18 protein-coding genes are annotated in these 17,557 nt (G+C 58.1%); 10 read left to right on the top strand and 8 right to left on the bottom strand.

Annotated elements, in window-relative coordinates:
• Positions 1-40 precede the first annotated feature (40 nt).
• The 5 genes from JFT91_RS00170 to norR form a co-directional block, all read right to left on the bottom strand.
• Positions 41-790, bottom strand: coding sequence for a YkgJ family cysteine cluster protein (locus JFT91_RS00170; RefSeq protein ID WP_201228426.1), 750 nt, complete (start codon positions 788-790; stop codon positions 41-43).
• A gap of 83 nt (positions 791-873) precedes the next feature.
• Positions 874-1,200: a hypothetical protein gene (locus JFT91_RS00165; RefSeq protein WP_201231277.1), complete on the bottom strand. Its 327-nt coding sequence runs from the start codon at positions 1,198-1,200 to the stop codon at positions 874-876.
• Positions 1,201-1,343: 143 nt separating this feature from the next.
• Complete coding sequence (locus tag JFT91_RS00160) at positions 1,344-1,802, bottom strand: GNAT family N-acetyltransferase (RefSeq protein WP_201231276.1); 459 nt, start codon at positions 1,800-1,802, stop codon at positions 1,344-1,346.
• 27 nt (positions 1,803-1,829) lie between these two features.
• The gene (locus JFT91_RS00155; RefSeq protein WP_201228423.1) at positions 1,830-2,732 is read right to left on the bottom strand and encodes a chemotaxis protein CheV; all 903 of its coding nucleotides are present in this window, start codon (positions 2,730-2,732) and stop codon (positions 1,830-1,832) included.
• Between the two features lie 252 nt (positions 2,733-2,984).
• The gene (gene norR / locus JFT91_RS00150; RefSeq protein WP_201231275.1) at positions 2,985-4,541 is read right to left on the bottom strand and encodes a nitric oxide reductase transcriptional regulator NorR; all 1,557 of its coding nucleotides are present in this window, start codon (positions 4,539-4,541) and stop codon (positions 2,985-2,987) included.
• A gap of 165 nt (positions 4,542-4,706) precedes the next feature.
• Between norR and hmpA the strand changes: the two genes are divergently transcribed.
• The 9 genes from hmpA to JFT91_RS00105 all read left to right on the top strand — a co-directional run bounded on the left by hmpA (position 4,707) and on the right by JFT91_RS00105 (position 13,749).
• Positions 4,707-5,888, top strand: coding sequence for an NO-inducible flavohemoprotein (gene hmpA / locus JFT91_RS00145; protein WP_201231274.1), 1,182 nt, complete (start codon positions 4,707-4,709; stop codon positions 5,886-5,888).
• 236 nt (positions 5,889-6,124) lie between these two features.
• On the top strand, positions 6,125-6,685 hold the full coding sequence (locus tag JFT91_RS00140; RefSeq protein ID WP_201231273.1) for an ester cyclase: 561 nt from the start codon (positions 6,125-6,127) through the stop codon (positions 6,683-6,685).
• 25 nt (positions 6,686-6,710) lie between these two features.
• Positions 6,711-7,220, top strand: coding sequence for a disulfide bond formation protein B (locus tag JFT91_RS00135; RefSeq protein WP_201228420.1), 510 nt, complete (start codon positions 6,711-6,713; stop codon positions 7,218-7,220).
• A gap of 840 nt (positions 7,221-8,060) precedes the next feature.
• Positions 8,061-9,002 (top strand): ubiquinol oxidase subunit II, encoded by a 942-nt coding sequence (cyoA, locus tag JFT91_RS00130; RefSeq protein ID WP_008084799.1) that lies wholly within the window; start codon positions 8,061-8,063, stop codon positions 9,000-9,002.
• Positions 9,003-9,005: 3 nt separating this feature from the next.
• Positions 9,006-11,036, top strand: a complete 2,031-nt coding sequence (cyoB, locus tag JFT91_RS00125) for a cytochrome o ubiquinol oxidase subunit I (protein ID WP_158958288.1) — start codon at positions 9,006-9,008, stop codon at positions 11,034-11,036.
• A gap of 3 nt (positions 11,037-11,039) precedes the next feature.
• Complete coding sequence (gene cyoC, locus JFT91_RS00120; protein WP_129395410.1) at positions 11,040-11,663, top strand: cytochrome o ubiquinol oxidase subunit III; 624 nt, start codon at positions 11,040-11,042, stop codon at positions 11,661-11,663.
• On the top strand, positions 11,663-11,998 hold the full coding sequence (gene cyoD, locus JFT91_RS00115; protein WP_201147669.1) for a cytochrome o ubiquinol oxidase subunit IV: 336 nt from the start codon (positions 11,663-11,665) through the stop codon (positions 11,996-11,998). The genes cyoC and cyoD overlap by 1 nt, the downstream gene beginning before the upstream one ends.
• A 10-nt stretch (positions 11,999-12,008) precedes the next feature.
• On the top strand, positions 12,009-12,896 hold the full coding sequence (gene cyoE, locus JFT91_RS00110) for a heme o synthase (RefSeq protein WP_053123579.1): 888 nt from the start codon (positions 12,009-12,011) through the stop codon (positions 12,894-12,896).
• Positions 12,897-13,257: 361 nt separating this feature from the next.
• The gene (locus JFT91_RS00105; RefSeq protein ID WP_201206504.1) at positions 13,258-13,749 is read left to right on the top strand and encodes a RidA family protein; all 492 of its coding nucleotides are present in this window, start codon (positions 13,258-13,260) and stop codon (positions 13,747-13,749) included.
• A gap of 69 nt (positions 13,750-13,818) precedes the next feature.
• On the opposite strand, the gene JFT91_RS00100 is transcribed toward JFT91_RS00105, so the two are convergent.
• From JFT91_RS00100 to JFT91_RS00090, 3 genes are all read right to left on the bottom strand, one after another.
• Positions 13,819-14,520: a hypothetical protein gene (locus JFT91_RS00100; RefSeq protein ID WP_201231272.1), complete on the bottom strand. Its 702-nt coding sequence runs from the start codon at positions 14,518-14,520 to the stop codon at positions 13,819-13,821.
• Positions 14,521-14,638: 118 nt separating this feature from the next.
• On the bottom strand, positions 14,639-16,150 hold the full coding sequence (locus JFT91_RS00095) for a sensor histidine kinase (RefSeq protein WP_201231271.1): 1,512 nt from the start codon (positions 16,148-16,150) through the stop codon (positions 14,639-14,641).
• Positions 16,147-16,857, bottom strand: coding sequence for a response regulator transcription factor (locus JFT91_RS00090; RefSeq protein WP_201147677.1), 711 nt, complete (start codon positions 16,855-16,857; stop codon positions 16,147-16,149). The genes JFT91_RS00095 and JFT91_RS00090 overlap by 4 nt, the downstream gene beginning before the upstream one ends.
• A gap of 151 nt (positions 16,858-17,008) precedes the next feature.
• Between JFT91_RS00090 and msrB the strand changes: the two genes are divergently transcribed.
• Positions 17,009-17,527 carry a peptide-methionine (R)-S-oxide reductase MsrB gene (gene msrB / locus JFT91_RS00085; RefSeq protein WP_201228417.1) on the top strand — a complete coding sequence of 173 codons (519 nt, stop codon included), beginning with the start codon at positions 17,009-17,011 and terminating at the stop codon, positions 17,525-17,527.
• Positions 17,528-17,557 lie beyond the last annotated feature (30 nt).

The following is a 17,557-nucleotide window of genomic DNA, read 5'->3' as shown; positions in this document are numbered from 1 at the left end:
CTGCTCGCGATGAGGCCGGGCGGACGCTAAAGAATCTGGATCAGGCCGCGCGCAGCGAGATAAACGCATACGTCTGCGCCGGCTCCGTCACCACCTGCGCCCCCGCGGCCAGCACTTGCCCGGCAATGTCATCGCCGGACACATGAAACAGCCATTCACTGTGCGCCTCGCCCAGCGGCTGCGCGGTGACCTGATCGATGACCGTGGCGAACGCCGCCATGTTCGGCAGATACGCAGTAAACCCGTCGCCCTTGAGCGCGGTGGTGCGAATCCCGAGCATCGCGCAAATGACGTCCTTGACCTGAATGTCATCACGATCCGCCTGCCGCGAACGCTGAATCAATTGCAGCAGTTCCTGATCAACCAACTCGCCGCCCACGATCAACTGCGGCCCCTGTTCCCAGGACTCCGGCGGGCAATCCTTGGCGAGGGGGTTGAGCGGGATGTGCGGGTTGATTTCCGCCGGGTAAATGCGACAAACCAGCGGCCGGCGTTCGTAGATGCGGCACAGTTTGTCTTCGTCAAGATTCCGGCAGGGCCCGACGTTGTACGCCGCGAAAGTGATGGCCACATGGGCATCGGTCATGCCGCTGCGCACCACCACCGAACGGCGTTCGGCGTGTTCACGTTGCTGCTCAGGCAAACCCAGGCCATTGCCGAGAAAGGCCTCGACCAAGACGATCACCTGACCACCATCCGCCGCCCACATACGGGCCTCGGCCAAGGTCAGGGGCACATGGTGATCGGTGCAGCATTTGCCGCAGCCTACGCAGGAAAACGTCGTATTCATTGAGCGATCTGTCTTCAATCAGGGTGTGAAACGGTGGCAAAAAACCACCGCACAGGCCGGGGGCGAAGCAAGTTATGCGCCATTCACTGGGCTTTGGCGGTCGGGCGGATCGAGTCCCACTCGGTGACGAACGCGGTTTTCGACTGTTTGTTAAACAGGCACAGCTCGGTGCCTTGCTGGCCTTTCATGTGTTTTTGCGGATATTGACCCTGCAGCAACACAGCGGTGTAACCAACGCGGTCATCGAATTGAGCGGGAGTGCCGACGGGTTTGGCATTTTTCAAACCGCTGGCCTTGGTGCAACTGGCGAGGACTGTTTTGTCGTAGGCCGCCCAGGCGTCGGGGCTGGAAGCATGGGCTTGAGAAGCGAGGGCGGTGAGGTAGAGCAAACTAAGGATGATAGTTTTCATGGTGGGCGTCCTTGGGTAGTAGCCAAGGTTGGAGTATGCCTGAGGGTGAAAGTGTCTGGGATGGCCTCATCGCGAGCAGGCTCACTCCTACATTTTGAAATGCGTTCCCCTGTAGGAGTGAGCCTGCTCGCGATGGCGACCTGTCAGTCCGGCACGAGCTCACGGCGGACTACATACATCCCGGCACTTTCATACAATCGCTGCGCTCGCAGGTTGTCCTCCAGCACTTTCAAATCTACAAAGCCTTCGCGCCGCTGTTTGAATGCCTCGAAGGCATGCAACAGCAACGCACGCCCGAGTCCGCGCCCCTGCGCCCGAGTATGCACCACCAGATTCTTGATATATGAACTGGTCCAGCATTGCGCCACACCGACGACACCTTCGGCATCGTAGGCGATAAAGCACAGTGTCGGATCATATTCAGGATCAGTCTCGAATTGCTTCTGCCAAGTGTCCAGCGCCGGCACCCGGCCGCCACCTTCGCGGTGGCCGAGCTGCATCAAGTCATGCACCAGCGGCGCCCATTCGACGGAGTACGTGCGCAGTTCAATGCCTTCAGGCAAAAGCACTTCCGGCGCGTCCTTAGCCAGATCACGCCGCATCAAAAAACAATACGTTTCGGCCAAGACTCAGTGCCCGTGCGCCGCGACGTGCTTGGCCGCTTCGATCAGACAGTGGGTCAACTCAGGTGAAGAAAACTTGGTCAGCACGCCGTTCGCTCCGGCCAATCGGGCTTTTTCGCTGTTCATCGCGCTGTCGAGCGAGGTGTGCAGCAGCACGTAGAGATGGGCGAAGTCCGGCGTCTCGCGCAGGGTGCGGGTGAAGGCGTAGCCGTCCATCTCGGACATTTCAATGTCGGAGACGATCAGGTTGATCTGCTGCGCAGTGCCTTGCAGGTCGAGCAGGCAGTCGATGGCTTCCTTGGCGCTGCGTGCGGTGTGGCATTGCAGACCGAGGTTGCGCAGGGTGTGCACCGATTGCTGCAATGCCACCTGACTGTCGTCGACCACCAGAATACGCGCGTTGCCGAGGACGTCGGCGTCTTCCATGGACAGGTCGGTCGGGGCCATTTCGATCTGCGCCGGGGCGATGCTGTGGATGACTTTTTCGATGTCCAGCACTTGCACCAGTACGCCGTCGACCGAGGTCACGCCGGTGATGTAGGCACGCGGGCCGCCAGAGCCGAACGGCGGCGGTTTGATGTCGGTGGTCAGGCAGTGGACGATTTTGCTTACCGCTTGCACGTGCAGACCCTGTTTCGAACGGCTGACATCGGTGACGATCAGGCAGCCGCCGTTCGGGTCTTCCAGCGGACGCTCGCCGATGGCACGGCTGAGGTCGATCACCGACAACGACGCGCCGCGCAAGGTGGCGATGCCTTTGACGTGCGGGTGCGACTCCGGCAGTTTGGTCAGCGGCGGGCAGGGAATGATTTCACTGACTTTCAGCAGGTTGATCGCCATCAGCTTGCCGCTGCGCAAGGTAAACAGCAGAAGCGAAAGTGAATCTGCGCGGGCTTTGGTGGAGGACATATAAACCTTCTGTGGAAAGGTGGTGGGCGAGGGTGTAAATCGCCAGAAACTATTGATGCCGGGTTATCGGCGTCAAAAGGTTGGGCTTTAGGTCTGTTGTCGGGCGGACAGGGATGTACCTGTGGTGAGGGGATTTATCCCCGATGGGGCGTGCAGCGGCCCCGCTTCTTATTTCAAAAGAGGGGACTGCTTCGCAGTCTATCGGGGATAAATCCCCTCACCACAGAGACTCAATCAAACAACAGGATGTGGTTATTTCATGCCTAGTCTTTTGGCCATGCGCCCAAGGTTTGCCCGATCCAGCCCCAACTCACGCGCCGCGCTCGCCCAGTTGTCCTGATTGCGCTCCAGCGCCGCACTGATCAAGCGCCGCTGATATTCCTCGGTGGCGCTGCGCAAATCGCCTTTGATCAGCGGCGCCGCCGCTACAACATCGGCAGCAGGTTCGGCGGAGTTATCCACAACCTCGCGCGGCAAATCCAGATCCGCCGCACTCAAACTGAGAATCTTCGGCCGTACCTTGCAATTGCCCAAAGCCTTCAACGCACTGCGTCCGATCAAGTGTTCCAGCTCGCGCACATTGCCCGGCCAAGTGTAGGCGAGCAGTGCCTCCTGGGCATCGCTGTTAAGGCGCAGGCTGTTGAGGCCCATGCGCGAACGGTTCTGTTCCAGAAAGAAACCGCTAAGCAGCAACACATCGCGACCGCGATCACGCAACGCTGGCACCTTTAAAGGGTAAACACTCAAGCGATGATAGAAGTCGGCACGGTAACGCCCGCTACGGACTTCTTCCGCCAGGTCACGGTTGGTCGCGGCGATCAGGCGCACGTCGACCTGATGTTCCTTGTCCGAACCCAATCGCTGCAACTGCCCGCTTTGCAGTACGCGTAACAGTTTGGCCTGCACCGTCAGCGACAACTCACCGACTTCGTCGAGAAACAACGTGCCGCCATTGGCCAGTTCGAACTTGCCACGACGGTCGCTGGTGGCGCCGGTGAAGGCGCCGCGCACGTGGCCGAACAGTTCACTTTCGACCAGCGTGTCGGGGAGGGCGGCGCAGTTGAGGCTGATGATCGGTTTGTCGGCACGCGGCGAGGCGGCATGGATCGCCTGCGCCACCAGTTCTTTGCCGACGCCGGTTTCACCGGTGATCAACACGGTCAGATCACTGCCGCCGACCAGGTTTATTTCTTCCACCAAGCGTTTAAGCGCTTTGCTCTGGCCGATCATTTCGCGGTTTTGCTGACCGCTGGCCTGACGATAAACCTCGGCGCGCTGGTGCTCGTCTTCGGCGCGAGTCGCCAGGCGCTCGATGCGTTCGGCAGCGTTGACCGTCGCCGCTGCAAGGCTGGCGAAGGCTTGCAAGGCGTCGAGTTCGATCGGTTCGAAACGCTCGGGATCGAGCGCGTCGAGGGTGATCAGACCCCAGAGCTGTTCATCGACGAACAGCGGGCAGCCAAGGCAATCGTGGACTTCGAGATGCTCGTCGAGGCCATCGACCAGGCCGTCATAAGGGTCGGGCAAGTCGCTGTCTGCAGCAAAACGCGTCGGCCCGGCACCGGCCAGCAGAATCTCGAAACGCGGATGCTCGCTGACTTTGAAGCGCCGGCCGAGGGTGTCGGTGCTCAAACCATCGACTGCCAGTGGCACCAGCGATTCACCGTCGAGACGCAACAACGCGGCGGCATCGCACGGCAGCAGCGCGCGCATGGCTTCGAGCAGGCGTCTGTAGCGCTCGCCCTCCGGCAGTTCACGAGAAAGATCGGAGACCAGGGGTAGCAGAGCAGTCAGTAGAGATTTGGCAGTCATGGTTTTGTAGTCAAAGAGACAATATGTAGTCGGGATGACTATAAGTCGCTTTGAGTCTTTATGACTACGTAAATTTCAAACTGTTGATTTATAAGGATAAATAAGTTGGCACGGAAACTGATAAGCCTAAGGTAACTTTTCAAAGAAAGCTCAGGAGTCAACCTTATGCTTAGCGTCCAGGATCGTGCCATCGTCAAGTCCACCGTGCCTCTGCTGGAAAGCGGCGGAGAGGCGCTGATCACCCACTTCTACCGGATGATGCTCTCTGAATACCCAGAGGTGCGCCCATTGTTCAATCAGGCGCACCAGTCCAGCGGCGACCAGCCGCGTGCTTTGGCCAACGGTGTGTTGATGTACGCCCGCCACATTGATCAGCTTGATCAGTTGGGCGATCTGGTGGCGAAGATCATCAACAAGCATGTGGCCCTGCAAATCCTTCCCGAGCATTACCCGATTGTGGGTGCGTGCCTGCTGCGTGCGATCTCTGAAGTGCTCGGTGAAGAGATCGCCACGCCCGAAGTGATGAGCGCCTGGGGCGCGGCTTACGGGCAACTGGCTGACATTCTGATCGGCGCCGAAACCGCCATCTATGACCAGAAAGAACAAGCCGTCGGCGGCTGGCGCGGGGCGCGTGAGTTCATCGTTGCGGCCAAGGTCGAGGAAAGCGCGGAAATCATCTCGTTCTACTTCGAACCTGCGGACAAAGGCCCGATACTGGCGGCCGAACCGGGTCAGTACATCGGCATGAAGTTGATCCTTGATGGCGAAGAAATCCGCCGCAACTATTCGCTGTCGGCGCTGGCCAACAAAGGTCAGTACCGCATCAGCGTCAAGCGCGAGCCGGGTGGTCGCGCGTCCAATCACTTGCACGATCAGTTGCATGTTGGCGCGAGCATTCAGTTGTTCCCGCCGTCGGGTGAGTTCACCTTGACCGCGAGCGACAAGCCGTTGGTGCTGATCAGCGGCGGCGTTGGCATTACCCCGACACTGGCGATGCTCGAAGCCGCGCTGGAGACCGAGCGTCCGGTGCACTTTATCCACTGCGCGCGCAACGGTAGCGTCCACGCCTTCCGAGACTGGATTGATGGGCTGGCGGCGCGTCACCCGCAACTTAAACGTTTCTACTGCTATGCCGAAGATGACGGCGTGAGCCCGGCGGCGGACAAGGTTGGGATGCTGAGCCAGGAGTTGCTCGGTGAGTGGTTGCCTGAGCAGCGTGACGTGGATGCGTACTTCCTTGGGCCGAAAGGCTTCATGGGCGCAATCAATCGGCATCTGAAGGCGCTGGGTGTGCCGGAGAAGCAAAGCCGTTACGAGTTCTTCGGGCCGGCTGCTGCTTTGGAGTAACCCTTCAGACCGAGTTGTCTGCATCGCGAGCAGGCTCACTCCTACAGGGGCGGTGGCGTACATGAAAGTGGTGTACGACGCAGATCCCTTGTGGGAGTGAGCCTGCTCGCGATGGTCGTTACGCGGTCTTGATTCTTAAAAAGTGTTTAAAGGTTAATCGTTTCTTAACCGGTTTATCGTTAATTCCCCGATGCTGATGATAGGCGCTCGTTCGTTTACATGATCAGGATCGCCCCATGTCGCACCTCACCTTCGCCCGTCGTATCAGCTTCGCTGCCCTGGGTCTGTCGGCCGCATTGCTGGCCAGCCCGTTTGCCTCTGCCGAATCTGCCTTGATCACTCCGCAGACTCTGATCGTCGATCAGAGCTTGCCCAAGGCACAGGTTGCAGCCATGGAACTGGCAGCACGGCGTTATGGCAGTTTCTGGAACAGTGGCGAAGAGGCGCTGGCCACCGCAGCCTTGTCGCCGCAGTTTGTCGACAAGACTCCACCCGAAGGCCGGGTACAGGGGCCGACCGGACCATTGCTGGCGTCGAAGTTCTTTCGTACGGCGGTGCCGGATCTGAGCTGCGATATAGAGCAAATGATCGTCGCCGGTGATCGCGTGGTGGTGCATCTGCACTTTCGCGGGCATTTCACTGGCACGTTCAAGGCTCTCAAAGGGCAGGGGCAGCGTGTAGACTTCCGGGCAACCGATATCTATCAGATCGACAACGGTCGTATCGCCGCCAATTGGCATATCGAAGACAACATCAGCCTGATGGCGCAACTGCAAGCGCAGCCGCTGGCCGGCTGAACCATGGACATACAAGGGAAAGGCAATGAGCGAGGAAACGATTCGGTTGGGCCGTGAACGGCGCTTTCTGGTGCTGCTGGGGATCATCTGCCTGGCGCTGATCGGTGGCGCGCTGTACATGCAGATCGTGCTCGGCGAAGCGCCGTGCCCACTGTGTATTTTGCAGCGTTATGCGTTGCTGCTGATCGCGCTGTTCGCGTTCATCGGCGCGGCCATGCGCACGCGGCGCAGCATCACCGTGTTCGAGGTGCTGGTAGTGATTTGTGCGATTGCCGGGGCCGGCGTTGCCGGGCACCACGTGTACACCCAGTTCTATCCGGCAGTCAGCTGTGGCATCGATGTGTTGCAGCCGATTGTCGATGATCTGCCATTGGCGAAGATCTTCCCGCTGGGCTTCCAGGTCGACGGTTTCTGCTCGACGCCGTATCCGCCGATCCTCGGCCTGTCGCTGGCGCAATGGGCGCTGGTGGCGTTTGTGCTGGTGGTGATCCTGGTGCCACTGCTCACCTCGCGTAACCGAAAAGAACTGCGCTGAATCAACTTTTCGGCAGTTGCGCCGATACAGCTAACGCCTCGATTTGCGGATCAGCAAGTCGGGGCGTTTTGCCGTTCAGAGACTTTGTGAAATCGCCGTGACGAACGGCAAGGGAGGGTGCGGCAGGTGTGCGACATGTTGTCACACGCGGTGTGCCGCAGGGCTTCGTGAAGTGGCCGATTGGCCTCTTGTTACATAAAAACATTGGTCTGTTTCAGCGTTTTTCTGGTTTTGAACGTGAGTGCCAGATCAGGCAGTTTTAACACGCTCTGGCAAATGGCCAGAGCCCTTGGAATATCGGGCTTTGCGCCGATCAGACGTTCAGAAAAAGCCTTCGGAGCTGTCTGAACTGAGGCGGATACACCTACATTTTTTGGTGTTTTTGTTGAGAATCGATTTCGATAACATGCGGAACTTTTGCAAAAATGGTGATGGATTGTTGCTCGAATGGATAAAAATTATTTCGGGATAAGACATGGTGTATAGGGCGCTACCTATCTACAATCGCCCGCACTGAATTCCCGGCACTGTTCAGCCTTTATTAAGGAGCACTTTATTAAAGGGCTGCGCAGGAAGTCGGGTGTCGAGCAAGTCGAGAGGCTTTCAAGACACCCAGGTGTCGGTGCCTTCCAACTTTCCGCACCAAATGGAATTGGTCTGTAACAAGGCCTTTGACCACGAATTCGAATAAGAACTTAACGCTGTCCCGGGATTTGTCGAGCGTCTGACGCGCGACGGGCGGCCCTTATTCAATCCAAAGAAAATGCCAACCCTTGGCAGGGTGAAGTGTTGGCGATCAAAACCCAACTGCATTGCGCAAGCTGCTTTAGAGGTCGTGAGATGAGTAAAAACAGGTACCCCAGATTACTAGGCCTAGTGCCGCTGCTCGGCACGTTGTTGCTGGGAGGCTGCAACATGACCTTGCTCAATCCAACGGGCCAGGTCGGCCTGGAACAGCGCAACCTGATCATCACCGCGACCCTGCTGATGCTGTTGGTCGTTGTGCCGGTTATCGTCATGACCTTCCTGTTCGCCTGGAAATACCGCGCGTCGAACAAGAACGCCGTCTACACCCCGAAATGGTCGCACTCGACCAAAATCGAAGTGGCTGTGTGGACCATCCCGGTCCTGATCATCATTGCCCTGGGTTACATCACTTACATCTCGACTCACGAACTGGACCCGTATCGTCCGATTGAGTCTGACGTCAAGCCAGTGACCATCGAAGTGGTCGCGCTGGACTGGAAGTGGCTGTTCATCTACCCGGAACAAGGCATTGCCACGGTCAACAAGATCGTGTTCCCGGCGCACACGCCAATCAACTTCAAGATCACCTCTGACGCTGTGATGAACTCGTTCTTCATCCCGGGTCTGGGCGGCCAGATCTACGCGATGGCGGGCATGCAGACCAAACTGCACCTGATCGCTGACCGCAACGCTGAAATGGACGGTATCTCCGCCAACTACAGCGGCGCGGGTTTCACCGGCATGAAGTTCAAAGCCATCTCAACGACTCAGGAAGATTTCGACGCCTGGGTAAGTGAAGTCAAGAAGTCACCTAAACAGCTTGATCAAGCTGAATACGCAGCCCTTGCCAAGCCAAGCCAGAACAACCCAGTCGAGCTCTACTCCTCGGTCACGCCGAACCAGTTCCAAATCATCGTCGACAAGTACGAAGGTATGAAGCCGGGCAAGCCACTGAAGCACGAGAAGAAAGAGAAAGAAGTGGCGGCCACGGAAATTGACTCGAGTTCGCATTCAGCTGCCGGGGCAGAGGAGTAAACGATGTTTGGTAAATTAAGTTGGGAAGCAGTCCCATTCCACGAACCGATCGTGATGATTACCATCGCCATGATCGCGCTCGGTGGTCTGGCGCTGTTCGCTGCAATCACCTACTTCAAGAAGTGGACCTACTTGTGGACCGAGTGGTTGACCTCGGTTGACCACAAGAAAATCGGCGTGATGTACATCATCGTCGCCATGGTCATGCTGCTGCGCGGCTTTGCCGACGCCATCATGATGCGTACCCAGTTGGCCATGGCCACCGAGGGTTCGCCTGGCTACCTGCCGCCTGAACACTATGACCAGATCTTCACCGCTCACGGTGTGATCATGATCATCTTCATGGCGATGCCATTCTTCACCGGCCTGATGAACCTTGCAGTGCCGCTGCAGATCGGCGCACGTGACGTTGCCTTCCCGTTCCTGAACTCCCTGAGCTTCTGGCTGCTGGTGTCCGGCGTTGTGCTGATCAACCTGTCCCTGGGCGTTGGCGAATTCGCCAAGACCGGTTGGGTTGCTTATCCACCGCTGTCGGGTCTGCAATACAGCCCTGGCGTGGGCATGGACTACTACATCTGGGCGCTACAGCTGTCCGGGTTAGGTACGACGCTAACGGGGGTTAACTTCCTCGCGACCGTGCTGAAAATGCGTACCCCTGGCATGAAACTGATGGACATGCCGATCTTCACCTGGACCTGCACCTGGGCTAACGTTCTGATCGTGGCTTCGTTCCCGATCCTGACCGCTACCCTGGCACTGCTGACCCTTGACCGTTACATGGATTTCCACATTTTCACCAATGAACTTGGTGGCAATCCAATGATGTACGTCAACCTGTTCTGGGCGTGGGGCCACCCTGAGGTATACATCCTGATCCTGCCGGCATTCGGCATTTTCTCGGAAGTCATCTCGGCCTTCACCGGCAAGAAACTGTTCGGCCACCACTCGATGATCTACGCCTCGGGCGCGATCTCGGTACTGGGCTTCATGGTTTGGCTGCACCACTTCTTCACCATGGGTTCGGGTGCAAGCGTCAACGCCTTCTTCGGTCTGGCGACGATGCTGATTTCCATCCCGACGGGTGTGAAGCTATTCAACTGGCTGTTCACCATCTACCAGGGCCGCCTGCGCTTCACCAGCCAGGTGCTGTGGACTCTGGGCTTCATGGTGACCTTCGCCATCGGCGGCATGACCGGCGTACTGCTGGCCATCCCGGGTGCTGACTTCGTTCTGCACAACAGCCTGTTCGTGATCGCGCACTTCCACAACGTGATCATCGGCGGTGCGGTATTCGGTTACATCGCCGGTTTCGCCTTCTACTTCCCGAAAGCGTTCGGCTTCAAGCTGCACGAAGGCTGGGGTAAAGCAGCGTTCTGGTTCTGGATCTCGGGCTTCTTCGTCGCGTTCATGCCGCTCTATGCACTGGGCTTCATGGGCATGACCCGTCGTCTGAACGCCACCACCAACCCTGAGTGGGTACCGTACCTGTACGTTGCCATGTTCGGTGCGGTGATGATTGCTGCCGGTATCGCCTGCCAACTGATTCAGCTGTACGTCAGTGTGCGTGACCGCAACAAGCCAGAGAACATCTGCGATCACGGTGACCCGTGGAATGCACACACTCTGGAATGGTCGACCTCGTCGCCACCGCCGTTCTACAACTTCGCTGTGCTGCCTAAGGCTGACTGCATCGACCCGTTCACCGAAGCCAAGGAAAACGGTACTGCGTACCAGCAACCGGCCAAGTACGAGCCGATCCACATGCCGAACAACACTGCCACTGGCGTAGTGATGGGCGCGCTGTTGACCGTCTTCGGTTTCGCCATGATCTGGCACATCTGGTGGCTGGCCATCGCGAGCCTGGTAGGCACTGTCGTCTACTTCGTGATCCACGCTGCACGTGATGACCAGGGCTATATGGTTCCGGTTGAAACGATCGAACGTATCGAAGCCGAGCAGCACAAGCGTCTGGTCGCGGCAGGGAAAATCCCGGCCAACGCCACCCGTGTTGAAACCTCGTTGGAACAGGCTTAAACCATGTCGAATTTAGTGACCAATGCTGGACACGCCCATGGTGAACATGGGCACGATGACCATCACCACGATTCGGGCGAGATGACCGTATACGGTTTCTGGCTCTACCTGATGACCGACTGCATTCTGTTTGCGTCGATCTTCGCGGTATACGCGGTACTGGTAAACAACGTCGCCGGTGGCCCTGCGGGCCACGACATCTTCGAACTGCCATACGTGCTGGGCGAAACCGCTCTGCTGTTGTTCAGTTCGATCACCTACGGCTTCGCCATGCTGGCGTTGTACAAAGGCAAGAAGCAGCAGGTTCTGGGCTGGTTGTTCATGACCTTCCTGCTGGGCGCAGGCTTTATCGCCATGGAGATCAACGAGTTCCACCTGCTGATCTCCGAGGGCTTCGGTCCTAGCCGTTCGGGCTTCCTGTCCGCGTTCTTCACCCTGGTCGGCACCCACGGTCTGCACGTATCTGCGGGTCTGATCTGGATGGGCATCATGATGTACCAGGTCAACAAGCACGGCCTGACGGCGACCAACAAGACCCGTCTGAGCTGCCTGAGCCTGTTCTGGCACTTCCTGGACGTGGTGTGGATCTGCGTATTCACCGTTGTTTACCTGATGGGGACCCTGTAATGGCTAACGCACACTCCCATGACAGCCACGACGCCAGCCACGGCAGCGTCAAGTCCTACGCGATCGGCTTCATCCTTTCGGTGATCCTGACTGCTATTCCGTTTGCACTGGTGATGTACCCGTCGTTGCCGAAATCGATCACGCTGATGATCGTTCTGGCTTTCGCCGTGATCCAGGTGGTTGTCCACCTGGTGTACTTCCTGCACCTGGACCGTTCGGCTGCGCAACGTAACAATGTGATCGCCTTCGTGTTCGCCGCGATTGTGATCGTGCTGCTGGTTGGCCTGTCGTTGTGGATCATGTTCAGCATCCACACGTACATGATGGCGAAGTGAGGTAGACCCGATGTCGCTCAAGCACTTTATCCAAATCACCAAACCGGGGATCATTTTCGGTAACGTGCTTTCTGTGGCAGGCGGGTTCTTCCTGGCCTCGAAAGGGCATGTCGATCTGGCGGTGTTTCTGGCAGCCATGATCGGCACGTCCCTGGTTGTCGCCTCCGGTTGCGTGTTCAACAACTGCATCGACCGCGACATCGACCTGAAGATGGAACGCACTAAAAACCGCGTGCTGGTGCAGGGCTTGATCTCCCTGAAACTGGCCTTGGTTTACGCGACCATCCTTGGTGTTCTCGGCGTTGCGTTGTTGTACAAGGTGGCCAACCCGTTGGCTGCCCTGTTCGCGGTAATCGGCTTTGTTATCTACGTCGGCTTCTACAGCCTGTACCTCAAGCGCAAGTCGGTTCACGGCACGCTGGTGGGCAGTCTGTCCGGCGCCATGCCGCCAGTGATCGGTTACGTTGCTGTAACCAATAGCTTCGACATGGCCGCGCTGACGTTGCTGGTGATGTTCAGCCTGTGGCAGATGCCGCATTCCTACGCCATCGCGATCTTCCGCTTCAACGATTATCTGGCCGCATCGATTCCGGTGCTGCCAGTGAAGCGCGGGATTCAAGTGGCCAAGAAGCACATTCTGCTCTACATCCTGGCGTTCCTCGTGGCGACCTTAATGCTGACCTTCAGCGGCTACGCCGGCATGAGCTACCTCGCTGTAGCAGCGGCCATGGGCATGTACTGGTTGTACATGGCCTGGACCGGCTACAAAGCGGTGGATGACACCGTCTGGGCACGTAAGCTGTTCGTGTTCTCGATCTTCACCATCACCGCGTTGAGCGTCATGATGTCCCTGGACTTCAAGGTGCCGGCGGAGTTGCTGCTGACGTACGCGCCGTAAGGCTCAAAGGCTTGAAGAAAAACCCCGCACATTGAGAGATGTGCGGGGTTTTTTGTTGGGTAACTGTTGCGTTTGGGACAGCGCAACCACCTCGACGCGATCCCCTTGTAGGAGTTGCGGCACGCTGCGATCTTTTGATTTTGATTGTTGAACTAAAGATCAGATCAAAAGATCGCAGCGTGCCGCAGCTCCTACAGGATTTTGTGTTGGTAACCTGAGCGTGGGCCAACAAGTTGCTATCAATTGGCAAAAGACCTAGATTTGGATCCAACCATATCGATGGCACGTATCGATTCAAAGATCCTGCGGTCATCGGTCCAAACCTGCGGTTCTTCATACACTGATCATAAGGCTGGGCGAAATGACTGAGAGGATGACCTGCGACGAACGCTTCATTGCCCTGGCCCAGGATCTGAACTATGACATCTATGGTGAGAACACGGCCGGCGGCAATTACGCGCCGCTGATCCGTCATCACGATGAGTTGTACATCAGCGGCATGGTGCCGCGTACTCACGGCAAGATTCAGTATCCCGGACGCGTCGGACTGGAGCTGACCCTGAGGGATGCCCAGGCCGCCGCGAGCATCAGTGCGATGCGTTGTCTGGCGCTGATCGTCGATGCAGTCGGTTCTCTGGACAAGATCAAGGCGTTGCTGCGGGTCACCGTGTATGTGAAGTCGACGCCGGACTTTGTTGACCTGAGTGAAGTGGCCAACGGCGCATCGGACGTGTTCAGCCATGTGCTCGGCGATGCTGGCCGGCACACGCGTACCACCGTCGGTGTGTATCAGTTACCGAAGAATGCGGCGATTGAAGTCGACATGATTGCGGCATTGCACTCCGACGCATAACCCCCAGGCCGAAAACCAAAAAGCCCCACACTGAATCCCAGTGCGGGGCTTTTTCGTCAGCGCTGAAAATTACTGCGCAGCGATGCTGTACCCATCAAACGCGGTCTGTTTTTGCAGGGCGGTGATGATGTTCTTGCGGTTAACGGCCTGCTCGGTGCCTTCGTTATCAACGAAGACTTCGCTTTCCAGTTCCGCTTCTTCACCTTCACCGACGAAGGTGAAACCGAGGAATTCCAGCGCTTCACGGTCAACGCTCAGGCGCGAGCGCGGCGTGCGCATTGGCAGAGTTACGCTGATGCCGTCTTTACTGATGGTGAAGATTTCGACTTCTTTCTTCTTGGCTGTTTTGCTCTTGCCGCCACTCGGGTTGCTGATCGCCTGATGAGTCTGGTTCAGCACTTTGAGAGCCAGGCCGTAAACGATTTCCTGGAACGCCGGATCGTCCTTGAAGCTGGACAGGATGCGGCCGATCGAGAACTTGCTGCTGAGGTCTTCAAGAGCGGCGAGATCGGCGGCTTCGGCGTCTTTCAGAGACTTGAGTTCGCCCATCAGCTCGTAGGCCTTGTCGTCATCGAAGCTGTCGTGAGCCTGACGGATTGCGGTGCGCAGTTCGCGGATCTGGTCGCTTTCGCGGGTCGACTGGAACGCGTCCAGGACCATCTCGCTGATGATTTTGGCTTGTGGCAGGTGTTGTGAAAGATTGATGGAGTTTTCGTATTCCGCTTTGGACGATTCGGTGACTACGGATTCAGCGGTGTTGAAATCGGACATTGAAATTTCACTACTTTTTAACTTGAGTGGAGATGAGCAAGCCCGTGGGCTTTTTCAGGCCGACTAATTTAGGGGAGCGCGGCGGCGTTGTCACGGAGCAACGGGCCGGCGGTCTCAACTATTTCCCCGGGGTGTTCAGATTCATCGAGCGCACCATCCATTGTTCGGCCGTTTGCTGATCTGTCGGCAGCGAGAAGCGGAACGTCGCACCGCGACCGCTGATGTCCAGCAACTGAATCTCGCGCCCGTGCAGTTGCAGAATGCGGTGCACAATGCGCAGCCCCAGGCCGCCGTCGCGTCGCGCGCCACCGATATTGAAGGGCCGCAGGAACAGACCTTCGCGCAACTCGGCAGCAATGCCCGGCCCGGTGTCACTGACCGTCACATCGACCAATGCTGCATGGGGTTTCAGATCCAGTTCGATTTCGCCGCCCTGGGGCGTATGGCGCAAAGCGTTATCAACGAGATTGGTCAGCACCCGTTCGATCAGCCCGAGGTCGGCGCAGACCGTTGGCAGGTTGGGTACGAAATGCGCCTTGAGCTCCACTTGTCGTGCTTCGGCCGTAAGTTCGAATTTCTGAAAGATGTCCTGCACCAGATCGATCAGGGAGAACCGCTCCAGCACCGGTTGCACAAAACCGTGCTCGAGGCGCACCAGCTCCAGCAGTGATTGCGCGAGGCCACCGACCTTGCGGCTTTGATCGAGAGCGATGCCCAGATAACGGCGGCGTTCCTCTGGGGACAGCGTGGCGTCTTTGAGTGACAGGGTTTCCAGATAACCGTGCAGCGAAGCCAAAGGCGTGCGCAGGTCGTGGGAAATATTCGCCACCAGTTCGCGGCGTTCCTGATCCTGACGGGTCAAGGAGCGCCACTGTTCGCCGAGGCGGTTTTGCATCTGCCGGAAAGCCGCGTCGAGGACCGCAATTTCATCCGGGTCAGCTGATTTTTCCACCGGTGCCGGTACGGCTCGCGGCGCGCCATCGATATCAAAACGGCTGACCGTTTCGGTCAGTCGCCGCAGCGGCCGTGTAATCAGATTGAACGCCGTAAGACCGGCAATCAGGCACAGCAACGCCACCAGCCCGATTGACAGCAGCGCGGTGTTAAGCGCCGCGCTGGTCGCCCCACGCTCGGCGAAACGGTCATGTTCTTCGCTGAGCAACACCACGTACAGATAACCGGCCGGTTTACCGTTGACCCGCAACGGCGCGGCGCTGAAAACCTTACGCCCGTCAATGCTGCGCGGGTCATCGCCGAGGATCGGCAGAGGCTGATCGTTGAGCAGTTGGCGGATCGGCGCCAGATCGACCTGCTGCCGACGAATCCGGCCCTCGGGTGCGGCATTGCCGACGATCCGCCCCTCGGTGTCGAGGAGATACACCTCGACACTCGGGTTGACCAGCATCAACTGACTGAACAGTTCGCGCACGGCACCGGGCATCAGGCCATTGCTGTCCATCAGCACCGTGTCGTGGGCGATGTGTTGCGCCAGATCCCTCGACAGCCCCTGCACCACCTCCAGTTCATGCATCTGACTGGAACGCACTTGCAGCCATGCCGAGGTGCCGCAGCACACCAGCAGCAACACGGCGAAAACGATGGACAGGCGCTGCGTCAGGGTCAATTTCATGGGTGTTCTGCACCGAATTTATAGCCGCGGCCCCACACCGTGAGGATACGCGAGGGCTGGGCCGGGTCTTTTTCGATCTTTGCCCGCAGGCGATTGATGTGGGTGTTCACCGTGTGTTCGTAGCCCTCATGGCTGTAGCCCCAGACGGCGTTGAGCAGGTCCATGCGCGAGAAGACTTTGCCCGGTTGGCGCGCGAAGAAGTACAGCAGATCGAACTCCCGTGGCGTGAGATCGAGGCGCTGCCCGTCGAGACTGACATCGCGGGTGATCGGGTCGATGCTCAGGCCATCGAGGCTGAGGCTGCCGGCGTCCATCTTCAGATTGCGCGCCATCGCATCGACGCGGCGCAACAAGGCTTTGACCCGGGCCACCAGTTCGAGCATCGAAAACGGTTTGGCGAGGTAATCATCGGCGCCCAGTTCAAGGCCAAGAATGCGGTGCAATTCGCTGGAGCGGGCACTGGTGATGATGATCGGTGTGTAGCGGGCCATGGCCCGGGCGCGGCGGCAGATTTCCAGACCGTCGACCCCCGGCAGCATCAGGTCGAGGATCAATGCATCCCAATGACCTTGCTGCAGCAGGCGCATGCCTTCGTCGCCGTCGGCGCTGTGTGTCACCTCAAATTGTTCATCCCGCAGATGCAGGCAAATGAGGTCGGCGATGTGCAGGTCGTCCTCGACCACGAGAACGCGTTTGGTCTGTTCCATGAAACTCAATCCTTCGGCGCGATAGGCGCATTGTGCGGGTTTTCCTCCGGGCGAGTTATCACGAATTCGTTAACTTCCCGTGAGGATTTGGCGATCAAACCAAACCTAGGCTGTGTTCCATGAAGGGCATCTGGAATTTTTGGAGACGGCCATGTTTTCACGGCGGCAGATTCTGTTAGCGGGCGGCGGGCTAGGGGTTGCAGCCCTGGTGGCGGGTGTATTGCCAAAATTGTCGACCAGCACCGCACTGGTCAGTGAAGCGCGAGCAGACGAGGCGTTCGAAGTGACTCACAGCGACAGTCAATGGCACTCGCTCCTGACCGACGAGCAGTACCAGATCCTACGTGAGGAAGGCACTGAGCGGGCCTACACCAGCCCGCTCAACAACGAACATCGCACCGGCACCTTTGCCTGTGCCGGGTGTGATCTGGCGCTGTTTTCATCCGCGACCAAATTTGACAGCCGCACCGGTTGGCCGAGTTTCTGGGCACCGCTGGAACAGGCAGTGGCCACGCGCAAGGACCGCTCGTTCGGCATGTCCCGCGACGAGGTCCACTGTCGCCGCTGCGGCGGCCATCTGGGACATGTTTTCGATGATGGGCCCAAGCCTACCGGCCTGCGTTACTGCATGAACGGCCTGGCGATGACCTTCAAAGCCGTGGCGGCTTGAGTCATGACCCGTTCGCGATCTTCACTTCAA

Source organism: Pseudomonas sp. TH08 (assembly GCF_016651275.1).
In the GTDB taxonomy this organism is placed as follows: Bacteria; Pseudomonadota; Gammaproteobacteria; order Pseudomonadales; family Pseudomonadaceae; genus Aquipseudomonas.
The sequence above is the reverse complement of the archived record's forward strand: the minus strand, read 5'-3'. Positions and strand labels throughout refer to the sequence as shown.

Coding starts and splice junctions, on each gene's coding strand:
- JFT91_RS00135 (WP_201228420.1), top strand. CDS start 6,711: ATGAGCGAGGAAACGATTCGGTTGGGCCGTGAACGGCGCTTTCTGGTG.
- JFT91_RS00170 (WP_201228426.1), bottom strand. CDS start 790: ATGAATACGACGTTTTCCTGCGTAGGCTGCGGCAAATGCTGCACCGAT.
- cyoC (WP_129395410.1), top strand. CDS start 11,040: ATGTCGAATTTAGTGACCAATGCTGGACACGCCCATGGTGAACATGGG.
- cyoD (WP_201147669.1), top strand. CDS start 11,663: ATGGCTAACGCACACTCCCATGACAGCCACGACGCCAGCCACGGCAGC.
- JFT91_RS00165 (WP_201231277.1), bottom strand. CDS start 1,200: ATGAAAACTATCATCCTTAGTTTGCTCTACCTCACCGCCCTCGCTTCT.
- JFT91_RS00095 (WP_201231271.1), bottom strand. CDS start 16,150: ATGAAATTGACCCTGACGCAGCGCCTGTCCATCGTTTTCGCCGTGTTG.
- cyoA (WP_008084799.1), top strand. CDS start 8,061: ATGAGTAAAAACAGGTACCCCAGATTACTAGGCCTAGTGCCGCTGCTC.
- JFT91_RS00155 (WP_201228423.1), bottom strand. CDS start 2,732: ATGTCCTCCACCAAAGCCCGCGCAGATTCACTTTCGCTTCTGCTGTTT.
- msrB (WP_201228417.1), top strand. CDS start 17,009: ATGTTTTCACGGCGGCAGATTCTGTTAGCGGGCGGCGGGCTAGGGGTT.
- JFT91_RS00090 (WP_201147677.1), bottom strand. CDS start 16,857: ATGGAACAGACCAAACGCGTTCTCGTGGTCGAGGACGACCTGCACATC.
- norR (WP_201231275.1), bottom strand. CDS start 4,541: ATGACTGCCAAATCTCTACTGACTGCTCTGCTACCCCTGGTCTCCGAT.
- JFT91_RS00105 (WP_201206504.1), top strand. CDS start 13,258: ATGACTGAGAGGATGACCTGCGACGAACGCTTCATTGCCCTGGCCCAG.
- hmpA (WP_201231274.1), top strand. CDS start 4,707: ATGCTTAGCGTCCAGGATCGTGCCATCGTCAAGTCCACCGTGCCTCTG.
- JFT91_RS00160 (WP_201231276.1), bottom strand. CDS start 1,802: ATGCGGCGTGATCTGGCTAAGGACGCGCCGGAAGTGCTTTTGCCTGAA.
- JFT91_RS00100 (WP_201231272.1), bottom strand. CDS start 14,520: ATGTCCGATTTCAACACCGCTGAATCCGTAGTCACCGAATCGTCCAAA.
- cyoE (WP_053123579.1), top strand. CDS start 12,009: ATGTCGCTCAAGCACTTTATCCAAATCACCAAACCGGGGATCATTTTC.
- JFT91_RS00140 (WP_201231273.1), top strand. CDS start 6,125: ATGTCGCACCTCACCTTCGCCCGTCGTATCAGCTTCGCTGCCCTGGGT.
- cyoB (WP_158958288.1), top strand. CDS start 9,006: ATGTTTGGTAAATTAAGTTGGGAAGCAGTCCCATTCCACGAACCGATC.